Here is an 18326-nt window from a genome sequence, read left to right as displayed (position 1 = left end):
CTTTCCCTTGAAGGATAGAGAGGCCAATGATCGAGCTCTTCTACTCACCCAGCCCGAATGTCTACAAGGTGATGATCGCGCTGGAGGAGATGGCCATCCCCTACGACATTGTCTTCGTCGACCTCAGCAAGGGCGAACAATTCGACTCGACTAAACTTGGCGGCTCGATCGCAGGCAAGGTGCCGGTCATTCGCGATCATCATCCCGGTTGGGGTGATGATCCGGTGACGGTGATGGAGTCGGGTGCCATCCTGCAGTATCTGGCGGAAAAGACCGGCATGCTCATGTCGAACGATCCGCGCACTCGCAATGCAACGATGCAATGGTTGTTCTGGCAGATGGGTCATCTGGGACCGATCGGCGGCCAATTCTGGCACTTCAAGGCTTTTGCGGAGCGCATCGAGCCGGATACGGATTTCACGTATCCCAGGCGTCGCTATAGACGAATGCTTGCAGCGCTATGGGATGTGATGGAGCGGCGGCTGGCCGCATCGCCCTTTCTGGCCGGCGATTATTCCATCGCCGACGTAGCCTGCTATCCGTGGATCAAATATCTCGGACCGGAGACTGGAGACCCTTATCCGCATCTTCTGCAGTGGCGCGATGTGATTGCAGCACGCTCCGCTGTTGAAAGCGCCTACGCCCGCAATGCCGGCGTCAAGACCGAATATGGCCGGACCGAGCGCCAGACCATCGCCTATCCTTGGCAGGGGCTCTCGCAGCACACCATCGTGTCATGAAAAACCGGGGGAACCTGACAAGGTTCACCCCGGCTTATCGCTTGGTTTCTATTCTGCAGCCTGCGCCAACGGCGATGGACCTTCCTTGACGCGCGCGAGCAATTCGCGAGCGCGGGTGTTCTCCTGAAGCACTTCGTTGGTGCGTTTGGTGACGATCCATCCCTTTTCGCGGCGTGTCAGCTCCCAACGCGAAGCGACGAGGCGGATGACCGGGAAATTGCCATCGATCTGCTTGTAGAGCGTCCCGTGATGTGTAGCGACGGCACGGTCGCCTTCAATAACCAGATGCGGCATCGATGATACATGACCCGAACCGGACTCCATCAGCCCCTGATGGAACTCGCCATAAAATGCCTGTTTCAAGCCCTCGTGGCCTTCGTAGACACCCAGGCCGCCGATCTCGTAGAGGCTGTCTTCGGCCCATATTTCCTTGATCAGCTCCCAGTGGGTCGCATCGGCGGCCGGCCCGTAAGCGCAGATCAACTGCATGATTTCGATGTAGTCCTCGATATGATCGAGGCGTTCTTCAATTGATTTTGTCGATCTGGGGCGCGGCATGTATCTCCTCCTCCGGCATGCTGAAAATTGACGAGATCAATCCTTCTTTGGCTGATCGAAGCCAGGGCGCGGCACCATGGCGAGGATCGCAGTGCTCCATCCGCCATCGACCAGAATCTCCTGTCCGCTCACATAGCTGGCACGGTCGCTCGCCAGGAAGCAGATCGCGTCGGCGATATCCTGCGGCTTGCCGATGCGGCGAACCGGCACGACGCCTTCGCGCTTCGCCTTCACGACCGGATCCTTGTAGATGACCTCCGACATCGGAGTCAGAACCATTGCGGGGCTCACCACATTGCTGCGCACGCCCTTCTCGCCCCACTCGAGCGCCAGGTTCTTCGAGAGCATGAGCACACCGGCCTTGCTAACGCTGTAGGCGCCGCTTGTCGGTTGCGGATAAGAACCCGACAGCGAAGCGACATGGATGATGCTGCCGCCGCCATTTTCCAGCATGGAGCGACCGAAAATCTGCGAGCAGACGAAAAAACCCGTCAGATTGACGTTGATCACAGCGTTCCAGTCGGCAAGCGACAGCTCTGAAAGCGGCCCATTGCGGATAAGCGCGGCATTGTTGACCAGGACGGTGCAGCGCCCGAAAGCTTCTTCTGTCGCCTTGCGCGCGCGGCCCACGCTCTCGCCATCGGTGATGTCGCACTCCAGCGCAACAGCCTCGCCGCCCTTGCTTCTGATCTGAGCGGCTGTCTCTTCGCCGGTGCGTAAATCCCTATCCAGAACGACGACCCTGCCGCCGGCCTCCGCCAGGCTTTCGGCGATCGAACGCCCGATCCCGCCTCCCGCGCCCGTAACGACGCAGACGCGTCCGCCGATATCAAGCCAATCTCCGCTCATTTTCAATCCTTATGACCTTGGTGCGCCGACGGTTGCGGTGCGCCTGAAAACCAGACATCTGATTCAAAGCGTCGCGCCATTCATAGCAATAGCAAAAGAAAGGGCGCCTCCCGCCATCAACTCAGGAAGCGCCTCAATCGCCGGTGTTTATCGCCACTGGAAGGACTCGGAGCCCCATTTCCGATTCACGCGAACCGGATATGTCCTAATGTGCGGAATTACGGGCTTCGCGCCGTTCCTTGGCCAGCTTGAAGAGCGCTGCGGTCACATCTTTGCCTTCAGCCTTGGCTTTTTCCTTCGCGCCGACCCACAGGTCGAAATCCTTCTGCGCGTCCTGGGTATGGTTGTTCCAGTCCTTGTCGAGCGGCGTGGTGATCTCGAGACGAACACCGTTCGGATCATGGAAATAGATACTGTAGATCAGACCATGATCGGTCGGGCCAACGATGTCGATGTCGTTTTCCTTGAGCCAATTGTACCACTTCATCACGTCGTCGCGGGACGACACCTCGAGCGCTATGTGATTGAAGATGTCATAGGCCGGATGTGTCGACTTCGCGGGCGCCGGCAGTCCGGGAGCCTCGAAGAATGCAAAGGTCGAGCCATCCTTCATCTTGAAGAAGATATGAAAATACGGAAACGCATCACCGGTCGACGGAACACTGTCATCGATGACAGTGCTGGCAATTTCCATGCCCATGACGCGCGTATAGAAATCATACGTCGCCGCAACATCATGCGTAACCCAGGCCGCGTGATTGAGCATCGTCGGCGTAAGACCGGGATTGCGGGGCTTCGCAATTCTTGGTGCTTCCAGCGTGGCGGACATCTAAGCTTCTCCTCGCAATTCCAGAATATCGTCAGATCACTCTGGGCCAAGCGGCTGTCCCGATATAATCGCCGAGGACAGGCCGCTCTAAGATGCCCCAGTCCTAAGCAGTCGAGCCGGACCGGTATGTCCCCCCTTGTTGGGACCATTGCTTCAGAGATGAACATGCGTGCCGCCGAAAGAGCGGACCGCAGGCCCGATCAGGTCGGATGGGAGATCGGAGAATCGCCGTCGGCATGCTGGGAATTCGTGCCGTATCCGTAGGCCTCAAGCAGGGATTGCCAATCGCGCTCATCCCCCAGCACCTTTGCCGAGCGTTCGACGAGTATCTTCATGATACGGCGCAGCGACACCACATCTTCGCTGCAAAGCCCCGACACGAGGGCATTTTCGCTCGCATACATGACCGGAACGATCTGGTTGTAGACCTCCTCGCCCTTCTTGCTGAGACGCAGTACCACGCGGCGCCGGTCGGCCATGTCGACACGGCGGGAAACAAGCTTCTTGTTCGCCAATTGCTCGACAGCACGGCTGATACTGACCTGATCCATTGCGGTGAGTTCGGCAAGCGCCTTGGCCGACAGGGGAGAGTGAGTGCCAAGAATGGCCAGCACACGCCAGCCAACTACGGACAGGCCGAACATCTCGCTGTACATCTTCTCAAGCGTGAGGCTGACGCGGTTAGCAACAACGTTGAATGCGTGTGGAAGAGAATGCTCAGGCAAGTAGAATCCGGGCGGCAAGGCGCGAGCCTGAAGCTCATCCGTCTTGCCGACCTCCGTCGCCGCGGATTTTCTTGTCGATCCCATAAATGCCTCCGGTATCGGAAATCATACCGCAAATCCAGTGTCGATGTCACAAGGACGAACTTACAGCCGCTTCTATGCTGTTGAAATCCCGCCATTAAACGCATTGCCCGATAACAGCGAACCAGCAGGTATCATGATGCCCTCCCGAGCCCAGCGCCGGATGTAACAACCAGAGGGGACATTGGCTGTTGCCAAAACGGCGTAGCGACGACGCATGGAAACTAGAGGTGCTGTGCCTTCTGTCCAGTAGCAAGGCATTCCGCATACGCGCGCGGCACGCAAGTGCAAGGAAATAGAATGACGAACGGCAAAGCACCGGACCCGGAAATCGAATTCACATGGCTGCATATTCAATACGAGGAAAAATCGGCCTTTGTTGAAACCTACGGCTTCGCCGGCAATCAAGGCGCAGTAAACCTGGAAGGGATTCTGATGCGGCCGAAGGGGCGTCCTTCATCCACGCTGATGATCTTCATGCACCCGACCTCAACGCTCCAGCTTCTGCCGGTGCCACGTGCTGCAGCGCTTCACGGAGCGCATGTTCTGTGCGCGGCGAGCCGCTACGCGAAGAACGATGCAGCGCTGATCATGGAGAAGGTCCTTCTCGATCTCGGCGCCTATGTGCGCCATGCCAAGGAGGCGCTCGGCTATGAGAAGGTCGTGATCGTCGGCTGGAGCGGTGGCGGTTCGCTGGCACTTTTCTACCAGTCGCAGGCCGAAAACCCCACGATCACCCAAACGCCGGCCGGCGATCCCGTGAACGTCAAGGGCGCGGGGCTGATCCCTGCCGACGCGTTGATCTTCCAGGCGGCGCACATTTCGCGGGCACAGCTTCTCGTCGACAGCATAGATCCCTCTGTACGCAATGAAGACGACCCGGACGATCGCATACGAGAACTTGACATCTATGACGCCGCCAACCCGAACCAGCCGCCCTATTCGGCCGACTTCGTCGCTCATTACCGCAAGGCGCAGCGCGAGCGCATCGACCGGATTCGAAACCGGGTGGTGGAAACGCTGGACGATCTCAAGAAACGCAATACGGACGAGTTGGAGCGCGGCTTCGTTACCCATCGCACCTTTGCCGATCCGCGCTTCATCGACCCGACAATAGATCCGAACGATCGCAAACCGCGCTGGTCCTATCTTGGCAATCCGGCAACGGTGAACACCGGGCCGGTTGCGCTCGGGCGCTTTTCGACGCTGCGTTCGTGGCTGTCACAGTGGTCGATCCAGGATTCACGTGCCGACGGCGTGGCTTGTGCAACACATATACGAGTGCCCTTCCTCGCCATAGAAAACAGCGCCGACGACGCCGCACCCCAGCCCCACACGGGAATGATCTACAGTGCCGCTGCAAGCACGGACAAGACCTTCCGTGTCATCAAAGGCGCGACGCATTATTATGCGGGCCAGCCCGAACAGCTCGCAGAAGCAGTCGAGTTGCAGCGCGGATGGCTCGCGGAACGCGACCTGTTGGGTGGTTGAGGATAACAGCATCCCGATAGAACCGGAGGACGACGATGCGTGAACTTCGCATACCCGTGTTGATTGTCGGAGCCGGCGGCTGCGGTCTGTCTTCCTCGATCTATCTGTCCGAGCTTGGAACGCGGTCGCTGCTGATTGAACGGCACGCCTCGCCCGGACAACTTCCCAAGGCGCGCTATCTCAATCAGCGCACCATGGAGGTGTTCCGGCAGATTGGCGTGGCCGACGCCGTCTACGCCAGATCAATGCCGCTTAAATACATTTCCCGCATTCGCTGGTGCACAAGCCTTGCAGGGGACGGCCCGCTCGACCGCAAGACGTTCTATGCGATCGATTCCTTCGGCGGCGGCTCCCTGACTCATTATCGCGCAGACAGTCCGTGCGAGAGCACGCTTTATCCACAGGTGCGCCTTGAACCTTTGCTGCGCGAGGAAGCCGAAAGGCGCAATCCCGGCGGCTTGCTCTACTATCACGAACTTACAACGATCGAGCAGGACCGAGAGAGCGTGACGGCACTGATCCGCGACCGCGAGAGCGGCGAAGAATTCAAGGTCATCGCAGACTATGTCATCGCCGCCGACGGAGGGCGCACGATCGGACCGATTGTTGGAAGCAAGCTGACCGGTGCCACCAACATGGTCGACATGGTGACCGTCTACTTCCGTGCCGATCTTTCCCAATGGTGGGACGACGATCACGCGATGACGACATGGTTCGTCAATCCGGACGGCGGCTCATGGAGCAGCGGTGTTCTGGGCAAGCTCGGGCCGACGAAATTCGACCGTCACTCGGAAGAGTGGATGTTCCATTTCAGCTTCCGACCGGACGACCCCGCTCGCTTCGACCAGTCGTCATTGCTGCCGCGAATGCGCGAACTTCTAAAGCTGCCGGAGTTCGAACCCGATATCATCGGCATCGGCCATTGGGTCGTCGAAGGCGTGCTCGCAGACCGGTATCGCTTCGACCGCATCTTCCTGGCAGGCGACGCAGCGCACAGGCACCCGCCGACGACCGGGCTCGGCCTCAACTCCGCCATTCAGGATGCGCACAACCTCGCCTGGAAACTGGATTGCGTACTGCGCGGTCAAGCCTCGGACGGACTCTTGCATAGCTACGAGACAGAACGTCGCCCGGTTGCGGAACGCAATGTCAAATGGGCGCTGATGACCTTTCAGAACCACCCCCTCACCGATGTCGGCATCGGTCTGGTGCGTGGCAATGCGGAAGTCAGTCAGAGCAATTTTTCTGCTTTCTTCGCGGAAGATGACGAGGGCCGGACACGGCGTGCGCGGTTGAACGATGTCATCAGCGTGCAGCGCATGGAGTGGCAGGCCCATGACCTGGAACTCGGCTTTTACTATGATCGCGGCGCAATCGTTCCAGACGGAACTTTTCCACCCGAGCGTGACCCGATGGGTGGCAAATACACGCCAACCACGCGGCCCGGCCATCGGCTTCCACATGCCTGGGTCGAGCACAAGGGCGAGCGAAAATCGACGCTTGATCTGGTCGGCAAGGGGGCATTCTTGCTTATCGCCGGTTCGGATGATGCGGTGTGGGCCGCTGCCGCGCGTCAACTGGCCTCCGAACAGGGTCTGCGTCTTGAAGTCGTTTCGATCGGCGACACGGGCGATTGCATCGACATTGATCGACGCTGGACGATGTTGCGCGAGGTTTCTTCGAAAGGTGCGGTGCTGGTACGACCCGACAATCATGTCGCCTGGCGATCGCTCGGCCAGAAGGCGAACGCGGTCGAGGTGCTACGCGATGCTTTCGGCAAAATCCTGATGCAGGATCATAGTGCCAGGCAGCCGCAAGCTGACACGCCGCGCCTTGCTTCCTGACACCGGCTTCTCCTGAGGACTTGATTTCGTGAATCTCTTTTCCCTTCTCGACCAGGCAGCGACACGATATCCGCAAAATGGCGCGGTCTTTCTCGGCGAGCAGCAAGTGTCCAGCTTCGCCGAACTGCGCACGCGCTCGCTTCAGATTGCGGCAGCCCTGCGCAGGGAGTTCGCTGCCGGCGACTGCATCGCGATCATGAGCGAAAATCGCCCTGAATATGTCGAACTCTTCTTCGGCATCTGGGCGGCGGGAATGGTCGTTGCTCCGGTCAATGCCAAGCTTCACGCACGAGAGGCCGTCCAGATCCTGGAGGATTCCGAAGCCGTCGCGGCGTTCGTTTCGCCGAAGCTCGTGGGTGCGCTGGAGCAGGCACTAGAGGGTTCTTCTGCCTCTAAGTGCCATCAGTTCGTTATCGGCGGCGAAGACTATGTGAGCCTCTTTCAGGACAAATGGGACGGTCCGATCAGCGCATCGCCGGAAGCTCTGGCCTGGCTTTTCTACACCAGCGGCACGACCGGCCGTTCCAAGGGCGCAATGCTGTCGCATCGCAACCTGATGGCAATGACCATCTCCCATCTGGCCGACATGGAGACGGTCGACGAGAATTCGAGCCTGCTTCACCCCGCACCGATGTCCCATGGCTCGGGGCTCTACATTCCGGCCTATATTGCCCGAGGTGCCCGCCAGGTCGTGCCGCGCTCGGCGGGCTTCGATCCAGCCGAATTCATGGACCTTTGCGACGTCCATCCTTCATGCGGCGTGTTCTTTGCGCCAACCATGGTGCAGCGCCTTCGACTTGAGGTGGAACAATCGGGGCGCCGTCCAGCCAATTTGCGCAGCATCGTCTATGGCGGCGGACCAATGTATGTCGAGGAGATCAGGAAATCGCTCGCCATTTTCGGCCAGGTCTTCTCGCAGATATATGGACAGGGTGAATCGCCCATGACGATTACCGGCCTGAGGAGGGCCGATCATGCGACGGACGACGACGAAATCCTCGGTTCGGTCGGCTTTGCCCGCTCCGGTGTAGAGGTGGCAGTGGTCACGGCGGAGGGCACACCGGTCGCGTCTGGCGAAGTTGGCGAAATCATCTGCCGTGGCGACGTTGTCATGTCCGGTTACTGGAACAATCCGAAGGCGACATCAGAAGCCCTGAAGGATGGCTGGCTCTATACCGGCGACATGGGCTCCTTTGACGACCATGGCTATCTTACGCTGCGAGACCGCTCCAAGGACGTCGTCATCAGCGGCGGCACCAACATCTATCCGCGCGAGGTCGAGGAGGTGCTGCTGAAGCATCCCGATGTCGGCGAAGTCTGCGTGGTTGGCCAGCCGCACCCCGAATGGGGTGAGATCGTCGTCGCCTTCATCGTTGCGGACAATGGAGCAGCGATCGCGGAAAAATCGCTCGACGCCCACTGCACGGACCACATAGCGCGTTTCAAGCGGCCAAAACGCTACATATTCGTCAAGGAACTGCCCAAGAGCAATTACGGCAAGGTCCTCAAACGAGAGTTGCGCGAGAAACTTCTGGCGCTTGACGCATGAAAACGTCGGCGTGCCGCATTCAATGAACCCGGAGAGATCGTCATGAGCACTGCAATTGTCGGATGGTCCCACTTGCCGTTCGGAAAGCATGAGAACGAAACGGTCGAGAGCCTGATCGTGAAAGCGACGAACGCCGCGCTCGAACACGCCGGCATCGAAGCCGCTGACGTTGACGAGATCGTGCTTGGTCATTTCAACGCCGGTTTTTCGCCGCAGGATTTTACTGCAGCTCTTGTGCTCCAGGCCAATCCCGACCTCCGCTTCAAGCCGGCAACGCGCATTGAAAATGCCTGTGCCACCGGCTCCGCCGCCATCCACCAGGCCATCAAGTCGATCGATGCGCGCAAGGCGCGCATCGTGCTGGTTGTCGGCGTCGAGAAAATGACCAGCACACCGGGACTGGAGATTGGCCGCAATCTGCTTCGAGCGTCTTATCTTCAGGAAGAAGGCGATGTCGAAGGCGGCTTCGCCGGCCTCTTCGGCAAGATCGCCGGTGCCTATTTCCAGAAACATGGCGACCAGTCGGATGCGCTGGCTCGCATCGCCTCCAAGAACCACAAGAACGGCGCGAGCAATCCGCTCGCGCAGATGCAGAAGGACCTCGGCTACGATTTCTGCAGGCAGGAAAGCGAGAAGAACCCCTTTGTGGCAGGCCCGCTCAAGCGGACAGACTGCTCGCTCGTTTCCGACGGCGCAGCCGCCCTCGTGATTGCCGATGTCGAGACTGCCCTTGCCATGCGCCGCGCCATCGCCTTCCGTAGCGTCGCCCATGTGCAGGATTTCCTGCCCATGTCGAGGCGCGACATCCTGAAATTCGATGGCTGTGCGCTGGCATGGCAGAAGGTGCTATCGGAGGCAGGCATCTCGCTCGATGATCTCTCCTTCGTCGAAACGCATGACTGCTTCACCATTGCCGAACTGATCGAATATGAAGCGATGGGCCTGGTGCCGGAAGGCCAAGGCGCCCGCGCGATCAACGAAGGCTGGACGGAGATCGGCGGCCGCCTGCCGGTCAATGCGTCCGGCGGTCTCAAGGCAAAAGGGCATCCGATAGGCGCTACCGGTGTCTCCATGCATGCGGTTTCCGCCATGCAGCTCTGCGGAGAAATGCCCGCCCCGATTCAGATCAAGGATGCGCGCCTCGCAGGCATTTTCAATATGGGCGGTGCGGCCGTTGCCAATTACGCCAGCATTCTCGAACGCATCAAATAGCACCGATCGCCGAAGCGACAATCTGGAGGAAATTTCTTGAACAACGCATTTGATCTATCGGGCCAGCGGGTTTTTGTGACGGGCGCCGGCGGCGCGATCGGGGGTGCGGCAGCTCGGGCCTGTGCCGCGCTTGGCGCGGACCTTGCGATCGTCGACCTGAAGGCGCCCGATGAACTCGCTCGTGAATTGCACGACGCCGGCACCAAGGTGAAGGCCTATGCGCTGGACAATTCCATCCGTGCCGATGTCGAAAAGGTCATCACTGAGGCCGGTCCGCTCGATGCGCTTTGCGATTGCAGTGGATACTATGTCAAAGGCGATTGGATGGATGGCGGCGACGACTGGGAGACGCTCTATCGCAAGACGATGGATGTCAACGTGCTCGGGCCGGTCAATCTGGTGAGGGCCGTTCTTCCGGGCATGGCGGAACGCGGCACCGGCCGTATCGCGCTGACAACCTCCATGGCCGCACGCACCGCCGGCTCTACGCTTGCAGTGGAGCCCGCCTATGTCGCCTCGAAGGGTGGGCTTCAGGCCATCGTGCGTTATTTTGCACGTCAGGTGGCCGACAAGGGCATCGTCGTCAATGCGATCTCGCCGGGGCCGATCCTCACTCCGCTGCTGATTTCGGCCAATCAGCCCTTTGCTGTCGATCACTATCCCATGAAGCGACTGGGCAAGCCGGAAGAGATCGGCTGGCCGCTTGCCTTTCTATGCTCCCGCGCCACCGGCTTCATGACCGGAGCAGTCATCGATGTGAATGGCGGCATGGCTTTTTCCTGACGTCATCTCTTTGCCCTGGCACCCGTGTCCCTGACAGCAGGGATACGCGGCCTCGGTTCCATCGGTCATAGCATCGGTGCCACGAAGGCAGTTGCAGCAGCTTTGCTACGACGAAGCGACAACCTCCCTCGCCTCTATGGAGCTCGACATGCTGATCACCCTGGGATTCTACAAGCGCAAGCCCGGCCTCACCCGTGAGGAATTTTCGCGACACTGGCGCGAAGTTCATGGCCCGCTGATCGCAAATGATCCAATCCTGTCGAAATACATCAAGCGTTATGTCCAGCACCATTGCGTACCCAGCAGCGGCTGGGCGAACGTTGGCGATCTCGATTATGACGGCTTTTCCGAATCCTGGTTCGAGAGCCTCGAAGCGCGCAAGGAAATGCATGCCCTGCCCTATTTTCAGAAAGAGATGATCGAGGACGAGCACAAATTCCTCGACATGGATGCCACGCGCATCCTGATGTTCGATCATCAGGTGGTGCAGATCGGCAAGGACTATTCGGCAGAATGGGCGGCTGGTCATGAAGGGGCTTGAAGGGCGCGCCGCAATCGTTACCGGCGCCGGACAGGGTATCGGGCGGGCAATAGCCGAAAGGCTTCTGGATGAAGGCGCCCGCGTGCTGGCCGTCGACATCAAGGATGACGGCCTTTCATCTTTCGCAGCCAGTGCTCAGTTGGTGACGATGGTTTCCGATGTCACCACATCAGATGCACCGGCTATGATAATCCAGCGATGCGTCACTGAATTCGGTTCGGTCTCGATCCTCGTCAACAATGTCGGCGTCGGCAACGCCCCGCCCCTGCACGAGACGACGGACGAGATTTTCGATCGTTACATGGACATCAATCTGCGCGCCACATTCAGGCTCTCGCGCGACATTCTGCCGGAGCTGCGCAAAAGCCGGGGCACGGTCGTCAACATCGCCTCAAGCATTGCACTTTCCGGCTATCGCCGCTGGGCAGCCTACGCGACCGCGAAGGCCGGCGTCGTCGCGCTGACAAGAAACATGGCCGCCGAATACGGACCGGAAGGCATAAGGGTCAATGCGGTAGCGCCAGGAATAGTCGCTACGCCACTGACCGCCGGACGGCTCGAAACCGCACGGTTCCAGGCAACCATCATCGGCACCATGCCGCTCGGCCAGGTCGGCAGGCCAGACGACATAGCCTCCGCAGTCGCGTTTCTCGCCAGCGACGAGGCGCGCATGATCACCGGTCAGGTTCTTGCCGTCGATGGCGGCCAGACATCATCGGTCTTCATCAGCGATGACATTGTTTTGAATTGGGAAGCCACGAGAGGAGCGAACTGACATGCGGATTGCATTGGTGACCGGAGGTACCGGCGGGCTGGGTCTTGCAACTGCCAGGCAGTTTGCCAAGGACGGGATGACCGTAGTCATAGCCGACCTCGACCAGGCAGCATCGGCAAAGGCTGCGGGCGAACTCGAGGGCAAGGGTCATCGTGGCATCGCTCTCGACGTGTCCAGCGAAGAAAAGGTGGCGGCAACGTTCAAGACGATCGAGAGCGAGGTCGGACCGATCTCCGTATTGGCTCATTTCGCGGGCATGCTCGGCGCAGGTGGAACGGCAACCGGTATTTCGCTGATCGATTCCACCGTCGAGGACTGGGACAAGGTTCAGTCGGTCAATGCGCGCGGCACTTTCCTGTGCGTGCGCGAGATGGCGCGCGCGCGCCGCGCAAAGCCGGTGGAACATGGCCGCATCATCACCGTTTCGTCTCTCGCAGGCCAGACCGGCGGTCTGCAGTCCGGCGCGGCTTATTCGGCCTCAAAGGCAGCGGTTCTCGGTCTTACCCGCACGGCAGCCCGCGATCTGGGCTCGATGGGCATCACCGTGAACGCCATCGCTCCGGGACCGATCGACACGCCGATGCTGGCGCAGGCCACAGGCACGACGAACACCGGTACGAAGTACACCAAACTGGATTCCGTGCCGCTTGGCCGGGTCGGTGCGCCTGAGGAAATCGCAGGCGCCGCTTCCTTCCTTGCCTCGGTCAATGGAGGCTTCGTTACCGGAGCCACGATCGATGTGAATGGCGGCCTCTACATGCATTGATGTCGCGCTCGGTCGAAACAGCTCGGAAACCAAGGATATATCGATGACGGAAAAGATGCGTGCCGGCGTTGCCGGCGAAAACGGGCTGGAGTTGCGCGAGATTGCGCGCCCCGTTCCCACCTCTGAACAGGTACTCGTTCGCGTAGCAGCGGCCGGCATGAACCGGATCGATCTGAATATGGCGAAGGGCGCTGGTGCTGCAACTAAGGATTCTCTCGGCCAGCCGATCGGTAGGGAGTGGGCTGGTGAGGTCGTGGAGATCGGGCGCGACGTCCAAGGTTTCAAGGTTGGGGATCTGGTCATGTGTTCAGGCATGGGAGGCTACGCAGAATATGCTGTCACCGATGCCGGACTGGCGCTGAAATTCGACGGCACTTTCGATATGAAACAGGCCGCAACTCTGCCGCTGGTGCTTATGACCGCGCACGACGCAGTGATTACCAATGGCCGCCTGCAAAACGGCGATGCCGTCCTCGTGCAGGGAGCGAGTTCTGCCGTCGGGCTTATGGCGCTTCAGATCGCGAGGCTCAAGGGCGCCGGTATCGTCGCTGGCACGTCGACCAATGCCGAGCGGCGTAACAGACTGAGCGAATTCGGCGCCACGCATGCTCTCGACCCCAAGGATGCCTCCTGGGCCGACGCGCTGATGAGCGCGACCGAAGGCAAAGGCGTCAACCTCGTTGTCGACATGGTTTCGGGTTCGTCGGTCAATCTTTCCATGAAGGTCGCTGCCGTACGCGGGCGCGTGGTCAATGTAGGGCGCCTCGGCGGCACTAAAGCCGAGTTCGACTTCGACCTCCACGCCGCAAAACGCCTCGACTATATCGGTGTGACATTCCGCACGCGCACGGTCGCCGAGGTTCGCGAGATCGTCTCGCGTATGCGTGAGGATCTATGGAAGGATGTGCAGGCGGGCCGGCTGTCGCTGCCGATCGACAGCAGCTTTTCCCTTGCCGATGCACCGGCGGCGCACAAGCATATGGCCGCCAATGCCCATTTCGGCAAGATTGTGCTGATCCCCTGATGCACCTCAGGGCGGCTAGGAGTGTTCCGTGAAAGCCTATGAAATCAACCCGTCTGCGGCCGATGGCATGCTCAGGCTGGTCAATCGGGCCGATCCTGAACCGAGGCCGGGAGAGGTTCTGGTGCGCATTCGCGCGGCCTCGCTGAACTACCGCGATCTCCTCGTCGCGGACAATGCCTATGGCGTCTCAACCAACAATTTGATTCCGCTATCGGATGGGGCTGGCGAGGTTGTGGCGCTTGGAGCCGGCGTAACGAAGCATCGGATCGGCGACCGGGTGGCGGGCGCATTCTATCCTGACTGGATCTCCGGGCCGATAACGGCCGGCAACAAGAAACGCGGCCTGGGCGGCACCATTGACGGCGTTCTGGCCGAATATCTGGTGCTTGGGGAAGATGCTCTGATCCCGTTTCCCGAGCATCTCTCATTCGAGGAAGCCGCGACCCTTCCCTGTGCCGCGCTTACTGCCTGGAACGCACTGACCGAGATCTCACGTCTGCGACCCGGCCAGACCGTTCTGCTGCAAGGCACAGGTGGCGTTTCGATCTTTGCGCTTCAGTTCGCCAAAGCAATGGGCGCGCAGGTCTTCCACATATCGAGCAGCGCCGAAAAGCTTGCGCTTCTCCATGAGATGGGCGCCGACCACGTCCTGAACTACCGGGAGAACCCCGACTGGGACAGCCAGGTGCTTTCGCTTACCAATGGACGCGGCGTGGATGTTGTGGTCGAAGTCGGTGGTCCGGGCACACTGGAGCGTTCGTTCCGTGCCGTGCGCGTCGATGGATCGATCGTCACGATCGGCTTTGTCGGCGGTGGTGCAGAAATCAATCCGAGAGCGATCATAGGACGCGCCATACGCCTGACCGGCATCAGTGTCGGCAGCGCTGACATGTTCAAAGATATGAACCGTGCGATTGGCCTGCATGGGCTGAGACCCGTGATCGACGAAGTGTTTCCATTCGAACGGGCAGCCGACGCATACGCCAAGCTGCGCGCTGGCCGTCACTTCGGCAAGCTGGTCGTCGCTATCTGAGACGGCCTTATAGGCATGGAGCATTGGCGGCAGCTGCCGCGAGCGCCTGTCGAACCCTACCGCCAGGCAAACCACCCGGGATAGCGGCGCCGTCGCAGGCGACGGGGATGAGGGTTTCCAGATCGATCCCGGTATCGATGCCCATGCGCCGAAACATCCACGCTACATCCTCGGTGGCGACATTGCCCGTGGCTCCCGGCGCAAACGGGCATCCACCCAGGCCGGCATAGGAAGCATCGAAAGCACGCACGCCCTGACGCCAGGCCGAATGCACGTTGGCCAGCCCCAAACCGTAGGTGTCATGCGCGTGCAGCGCCCAACGTTTTACCTGGGGAAAGCGCTGCATGCAGGCAGCGAACAAGTGTTCGACGTGATCGGGCGACGCCCTTCCTGTCGTATCGCAGAGGCAAAGCTCGATATTCGCACGTAGCGGCACGAGACAATCCAGCAACGCGATCGTCTCTGCCTCGGCCACTCGTCCCTCAAACGGACAGTCGAAGGCGGTAGCGATGTTGAGACGCATATCTACATCGTCCGGCATGGCAGCAAGCAGGCGACCGTACTCCTCCGCCGATTCCCTAGGAGAGCGGCGCACATTGTTGCGATTGTGCGCTTCTGAAACAGACAGCACGAAAGCAAGGAACCGGGAGCCTGCATTCAGCGCCAACCGACCATACTTCTCATTCGGAACCAGAACCTGCGGAATGATGCCGGGAATATCGTCGCAGGCCGCGAGAATTTCGGTGGTATCGGCAAGCTGAGGCAAGGCCGCTGCGCTGACAAAGGAGCCGATCTCCACGCGTTTCAATCCGGATGAGACCAGACGCCTCAGAAGATCAATCTTCATCTCCGTTGGAATGAACGGCTTGATGCCCTGATAGCCGTCGCGCGGGCCGACTTCGACGACCTCCGCAGCAGCGTCAGTGGTCGTCATATCGTTCCCTCCGCACGAAGGCTTGCCAGATCGTCAGGCTTCAGCGACAGGAACTCGCCAAGGATTTCGTTGGTGTGCTGGCCGACCGAAGGACCCGCCCAGCGGATCGTGCCCGGATTGTCGGAAATATGCGGCACGATGCCGGTATGAAGGACGCGGCCTAGTAATTCGTCATCCACCTCGCGCACCATGCCGCGATGAATGAACTGCGGATCGGTGGCACATTCGGCTGCCGAATAAACCTGTGTCGACGGGATATCCGCCGTCGTCAAACGGTTCTCCAGCTCGACTATCGTAAGCTGACTCGTCCAGGTCGTAATGATCGCATCCAGTTCCACGACGTTCTCCACCCGCGCGCGGTTGCCCTTGAACTTGGGCTCTTCCAGCAGGTCTGGACGGCGGATCAGGCTGGCAAGCTTGGCGAAAAGCGGCTCCGAATTGGCGGCGATCAATATCCATCTGCCATCCGACGACGGATAGGCGCTCGAAGGCGCCGCTGTCGGAATGCGCGAACCGGTAGGCTGACGGACCTTACCCAGCGCGCCATATTCCGGAAGCATCCCTTCCATCATGCTCAGAACAGAATCCGTCAACGCGACGTCCATTGTGCGGCCTTTGCCGTCACCCTTCACGCGGTCTCGCTGCCATACGGCCGAAACGATGCCGAAGGCGGCGTAAAGGCCGGCAAGCGAATCGCCGATGCTAACCCCTACTCGCACCGGCGGCAGATCGGATGTGCCGGGCGCATGGTCTGTGAGGTAGCGCAGGCCGCCGATCGCCTCGCCGATGACGCCGAACGCGGCTCGGTCGCGATAGGGACCGTCCTGTCCGAAACCCGAAATGTGGGCTATCACCAGATCCGGCTTCACCGCACGAAGCGCGTCGTCACCCAGCCCCATTCTGGCAAGTTGGCCGGGCCTGAAGTTCTCCACCAGAACGTCGCATTTTTCGACCAATCCAAGAACGATCTCGACAGCCTTGGCGGACTTCAGATTGAGCGTCACCGAGCGCTTGTTGCGGCCGTGCACCGACCACCAAAGCGAGTTGCCGTCGATCTGCTCCCCCCATTGCCGGACAGGGTCGCCCTGTGGCGGTTCGATCTTGATGATCTCCGCGCCGAGGTCTCCGAGTATCCGGGTGCAAAATGGGGCGGCAACGAAATGGCCAATCTCCAGAACGCGCAATCCTGTCAAAGGTCCGTGCTGGGCCGTCTCCGTCATGAAATCCTCGTCAATGGCATTGCTGGGTGCCGTGGCATGGCGCGGGGCCGGATGCCGGACGTCGTGACGCAAACTAACCGTGTCAGCAGCGCGGTATGTCCCGACAGCCGGGGACATGATGCACCGCACAATGCGACAAAAGCCTCACAAGATAACGGTTGAAGGTTCTGCCTGCACGAAGGGGCGATTTCGCATTGCCAGGTAGAATGCCAGCAGACTGAAGCCGACCGACAGGATGATCAGTGCCCGGAAGAGACCGAGATAGTCCGTGGCAATGCCGGTGAATACGATGGGAATGGCAGCGCCCATATAGCCGGAGATGTAGAGCCCCGACAGCACGGAGGCGCGGATTTCAGCCGGGGTGATCCGGTTGACCAACTCGGAACAACCCATCCAGCAGAGCCCCTGCCCGGCGCCTGCCATGATGGCGCCGACGATCAGTCCGAGCGTCGATTTCCAAACCATCGTGGCACAGATCAGCATCAGGCTGGGTGGGATAAGCAGAAGCCCGATCATGATTGCACGGCGATAGCCCAGGCCCTTCGTGAAGAGTTGCACCACGCCTGCAGTGGTGAGGAAAGCAACCACTGTGAGGCCGCCAAGCAGCTTGTTGGCGGTCCCCATCACGTCGAATGCGAGGGCTGGTCCAAGGGCCAGCCACAAGCCCGTATTGGCCCAGCTCAGCGCGCCGGTGACACTTGCGAAGATGAAGGCCGAGCGAATTTCCGGCGGCACCCAGACGCCCTGTGGCGCAAAGGACGTCGTGCGCAAAGACCGGCGGCTATGCGGCAGGATGGTTTCGCGAAATGAAAATGCGAGCACCAGCGCGACCGCAAGGCCGCAAAGCTGAAACAGGAACGGCAGCGTGACGACCAGTTCGGGAACCGTCGTGAAATGCACGATCAGTGTCACCGCAAGCAGGCCCACCGCGGGCGACGCCAGCGTCGCCGTTGCACCGATCCTCGATGCCTCGGCACGATTTCCAGAGGGCTGCAACTCGACGATTGCCGCGACGGCCGGGCCGCTCATCAGGCCGATCGCCACGCCGTTGATCAACCGCGCGGCGACCAGATATTCCATGCCTACCGCCAGCAGGTAGACGACGCTGGAAACCATCGTCAGCAGGACGCCGACGAAGACTAGCGGCTTGCGCCCAAGTTGATCGCCTAGCCGGCCGCCGAACAGCAATCCGATTGTGACCCCGATCGGATAGCAGGCAAATATCAAGGTGACGGCGGTCGTGGACAGGCCAAACTCGGCCTGCCAGATCGAATAAAGCGGCGTCGCCAGATGGCTCCCGAGCAGTGTGAGGAACAGAACGAGCGCAGCCGCTGCATACTGGAATCGGGGCAGCACATCCATCATTGCGCTG

18 protein-coding genes are annotated in these 18326 nt (G+C 60.0%); 11 read left to right on the top strand and 7 right to left on the bottom strand.

The window, feature by feature from the left end:
• Positions 1–26: 26 nt before the first annotated feature.
• Positions 27–740, top strand: a complete 714-nt coding sequence (locus G6N74_RS26545) for a glutathione S-transferase family protein (protein ID WP_165121004.1) — start codon at positions 27–29, stop codon at positions 738–740.
• Positions 741–788: 48 nt separating this feature from the next.
• On the opposite strand, the gene G6N74_RS26540 is transcribed toward G6N74_RS26545, so the two are convergent.
• From G6N74_RS26540 to G6N74_RS26525, 4 genes are all read right to left on the bottom strand, one after another.
• Positions 789–1298 carry a nuclear transport factor 2 family protein gene (locus G6N74_RS26540; protein ID WP_165121003.1) on the bottom strand — a complete coding sequence of 170 codons (510 nt, stop codon included), beginning with the start codon at positions 1296–1298 and terminating at the stop codon, positions 789–791.
• A 36-nt stretch (positions 1299–1334) separates the two neighbouring features.
• Entirely contained in the window at positions 1335–2147 is an 813-nt protein-coding gene (locus tag G6N74_RS26535) for an SDR family NAD(P)-dependent oxidoreductase (protein ID WP_165121002.1), read from the bottom strand.
• Between the two features lie 205 nt (positions 2148–2352).
• Positions 2353–2976, bottom strand: a complete 624-nt coding sequence (locus tag G6N74_RS26530; RefSeq protein WP_205826878.1) for a VOC family protein — start codon at positions 2974–2976, stop codon at positions 2353–2355.
• A gap of 200 nt (positions 2977–3176) precedes the next feature.
• A complete protein-coding gene (locus G6N74_RS26525) occupies positions 3177–3785 on the bottom strand; it encodes a MarR family winged helix-turn-helix transcriptional regulator (protein WP_165121001.1) in 609 nt (202 codons plus the stop codon).
• 297 nt (positions 3786–4082) lie between these two features.
• On the opposite strand from G6N74_RS26525, the gene G6N74_RS26520 reads away from it, so the two are divergent.
• The 10 genes from G6N74_RS26520 (at position 4083) to G6N74_RS26475 (ending at position 14800) form a co-directional block, all read left to right on the top strand.
• Entirely contained in the window at positions 4083–5273 is a 1191-nt protein-coding gene (locus G6N74_RS26520) for an alpha/beta hydrolase (RefSeq protein ID WP_165121000.1), read from the top strand.
• Positions 5274–5308: 35 nt separating this feature from the next.
• Positions 5309–7117: an FAD-dependent monooxygenase gene (locus tag G6N74_RS26515; RefSeq protein WP_165120999.1), complete on the top strand. Its 1809-nt coding sequence runs from the start codon at positions 5309–5311 to the stop codon at positions 7115–7117.
• 28 nt (positions 7118–7145) lie between these two features.
• Positions 7146–8666 (top strand): AMP-binding protein, encoded by a 1521-nt coding sequence (locus G6N74_RS26510; protein ID WP_165120998.1) that lies wholly within the window; start codon positions 7146–7148, stop codon positions 8664–8666.
• A gap of 42 nt (positions 8667–8708) precedes the next feature.
• Positions 8709–9878 (top strand): acetyl-CoA acetyltransferase, encoded by a 1170-nt coding sequence (locus G6N74_RS26505; protein ID WP_165120997.1) that lies wholly within the window; start codon positions 8709–8711, stop codon positions 9876–9878.
• A gap of 36 nt (positions 9879–9914) precedes the next feature.
• Complete coding sequence (locus G6N74_RS26500) at positions 9915–10661, top strand: SDR family NAD(P)-dependent oxidoreductase (RefSeq protein WP_165120996.1); 747 nt, start codon at positions 9915–9917, stop codon at positions 10659–10661.
• 148 nt (positions 10662–10809) lie between these two features.
• Positions 10810–11202, top strand: coding sequence for an EthD domain-containing protein (locus G6N74_RS26495; RefSeq protein ID WP_165120995.1), 393 nt, complete (start codon positions 10810–10812; stop codon positions 11200–11202).
• Positions 11189–11977: an SDR family NAD(P)-dependent oxidoreductase gene (locus G6N74_RS26490; protein WP_165120994.1), complete on the top strand. Its 789-nt coding sequence runs from the start codon at positions 11189–11191 to the stop codon at positions 11975–11977. The genes G6N74_RS26495 and G6N74_RS26490 overlap by 14 nt, the downstream gene beginning before the upstream one ends.
• A gap of 1 nt (position 11978) precedes the next feature.
• Positions 11979–12743, top strand: coding sequence for an SDR family NAD(P)-dependent oxidoreductase (locus G6N74_RS26485; RefSeq protein ID WP_165120993.1), 765 nt, complete (start codon positions 11979–11981; stop codon positions 12741–12743).
• A 55-nt stretch (positions 12744–12798) separates the two neighbouring features.
• Positions 12799–13767: a zinc-binding dehydrogenase gene (locus G6N74_RS26480; protein ID WP_165121028.1), complete on the top strand. Its 969-nt coding sequence runs from the start codon at positions 12799–12801 to the stop codon at positions 13765–13767.
• A 28-nt stretch (positions 13768–13795) separates the two neighbouring features.
• Entirely contained in the window at positions 13796–14800 is a 1005-nt protein-coding gene (locus G6N74_RS26475; protein WP_165120992.1) for a zinc-dependent alcohol dehydrogenase family protein, read from the top strand.
• Between the two features lie 7 nt (positions 14801–14807).
• Here G6N74_RS26475 and G6N74_RS26470 read toward each other — a convergent pair whose 3' ends face one another.
• The 3 genes from G6N74_RS26470 to G6N74_RS26460 form a co-directional block, all read right to left on the bottom strand.
• Positions 14808–15734, bottom strand: coding sequence for a hydroxymethylglutaryl-CoA lyase (locus tag G6N74_RS26470; RefSeq protein WP_165120991.1), 927 nt, complete (start codon positions 15732–15734; stop codon positions 14808–14810).
• Positions 15731–16954, bottom strand: a complete 1224-nt coding sequence (locus G6N74_RS26465; protein WP_165120990.1) for a CaiB/BaiF CoA transferase family protein — start codon at positions 16952–16954, stop codon at positions 15731–15733. Before G6N74_RS26465 ends, G6N74_RS26470 begins: the two co-directional genes overlap by 4 nt.
• Positions 16955–17098: 144 nt before the next feature.
• Positions 17099–18319 (bottom strand): MFS transporter, encoded by a 1221-nt coding sequence (locus G6N74_RS26460; protein ID WP_165120989.1) that lies wholly within the window; start codon positions 18317–18319, stop codon positions 17099–17101.
• Between the last annotated feature and the right edge of the window lie 7 nt (positions 18320–18326).

The sequence above is a fragment of the Mesorhizobium zhangyense genome, from assembly GCF_011045115.1.
Taxonomy (GTDB): domain Bacteria; phylum Pseudomonadota; class Alphaproteobacteria; order Rhizobiales; family Rhizobiaceae; genus Mesorhizobium_M; species Mesorhizobium_M zhangyense.
This window is presented reverse-complemented; position numbering and strand designations above follow the sequence as displayed.

What these genes read in the sequence shown, in the direction of transcription:
- G6N74_RS26545 (WP_165121004.1), top strand. Translation starts at nt 27, where the DNA reads ATGATCGAGCTCTTCTACTCACCCAGCCCGAATGTCTACAAGGTGATG.
- G6N74_RS26540 (WP_165121003.1), bottom strand. Translation starts at nt 1,298, where the DNA reads ATGCCGCGCCCCAGATCGACAAAATCAATTGAAGAACGCCTCGATCAT.
- G6N74_RS26535 (WP_165121002.1), bottom strand. Translation starts at nt 2,147, where the DNA reads ATGAGCGGAGATTGGCTTGATATCGGCGGACGCGTCTGCGTCGTTACG.
- G6N74_RS26530 (WP_205826878.1), bottom strand. Translation starts at nt 2,976, where the DNA reads ATGTCCGCCACGCTGGAAGCACCAAGAATTGCGAAGCCCCGCAATCCC.
- G6N74_RS26525 (WP_165121001.1), bottom strand. Translation starts at nt 3,785, where the DNA reads ATGGGATCGACAAGAAAATCCGCGGCGACGGAGGTCGGCAAGACGGAT.
- G6N74_RS26520 (WP_165121000.1), top strand. Translation starts at nt 4,083, where the DNA reads ATGACGAACGGCAAAGCACCGGACCCGGAAATCGAATTCACATGGCTG.
- G6N74_RS26515 (WP_165120999.1), top strand. Translation starts at nt 5,309, where the DNA reads ATGCGTGAACTTCGCATACCCGTGTTGATTGTCGGAGCCGGCGGCTGC.
- G6N74_RS26505 (WP_165120997.1), top strand. Translation starts at nt 8,709, where the DNA reads ATGAGCACTGCAATTGTCGGATGGTCCCACTTGCCGTTCGGAAAGCAT.
- G6N74_RS26495 (WP_165120995.1), top strand. Translation starts at nt 10,810, where the DNA reads ATGCTGATCACCCTGGGATTCTACAAGCGCAAGCCCGGCCTCACCCGT.
- G6N74_RS26490 (WP_165120994.1), top strand. Translation starts at nt 11,189, where the DNA reads ATGAAGGGGCTTGAAGGGCGCGCCGCAATCGTTACCGGCGCCGGACAG.
- G6N74_RS26485 (WP_165120993.1), top strand. Translation starts at nt 11,979, where the DNA reads ATGCGGATTGCATTGGTGACCGGAGGTACCGGCGGGCTGGGTCTTGCA.
- G6N74_RS26480 (WP_165121028.1), top strand. Translation starts at nt 12,799, where the DNA reads ATGCGTGCCGGCGTTGCCGGCGAAAACGGGCTGGAGTTGCGCGAGATT.
- G6N74_RS26470 (WP_165120991.1), bottom strand. Translation starts at nt 15,734, where the DNA reads ATGACGACCACTGACGCTGCTGCGGAGGTCGTCGAAGTCGGCCCGCGC.
- G6N74_RS26465 (WP_165120990.1), bottom strand. Translation starts at nt 16,954, where the DNA reads ATGACGGAGACGGCCCAGCACGGACCTTTGACAGGATTGCGCGTTCTG.
- G6N74_RS26460 (WP_165120989.1), bottom strand. Translation starts at nt 18,319, where the DNA reads ATGATGGATGTGCTGCCCCGATTCCAGTATGCAGCGGCTGCGCTCGTT.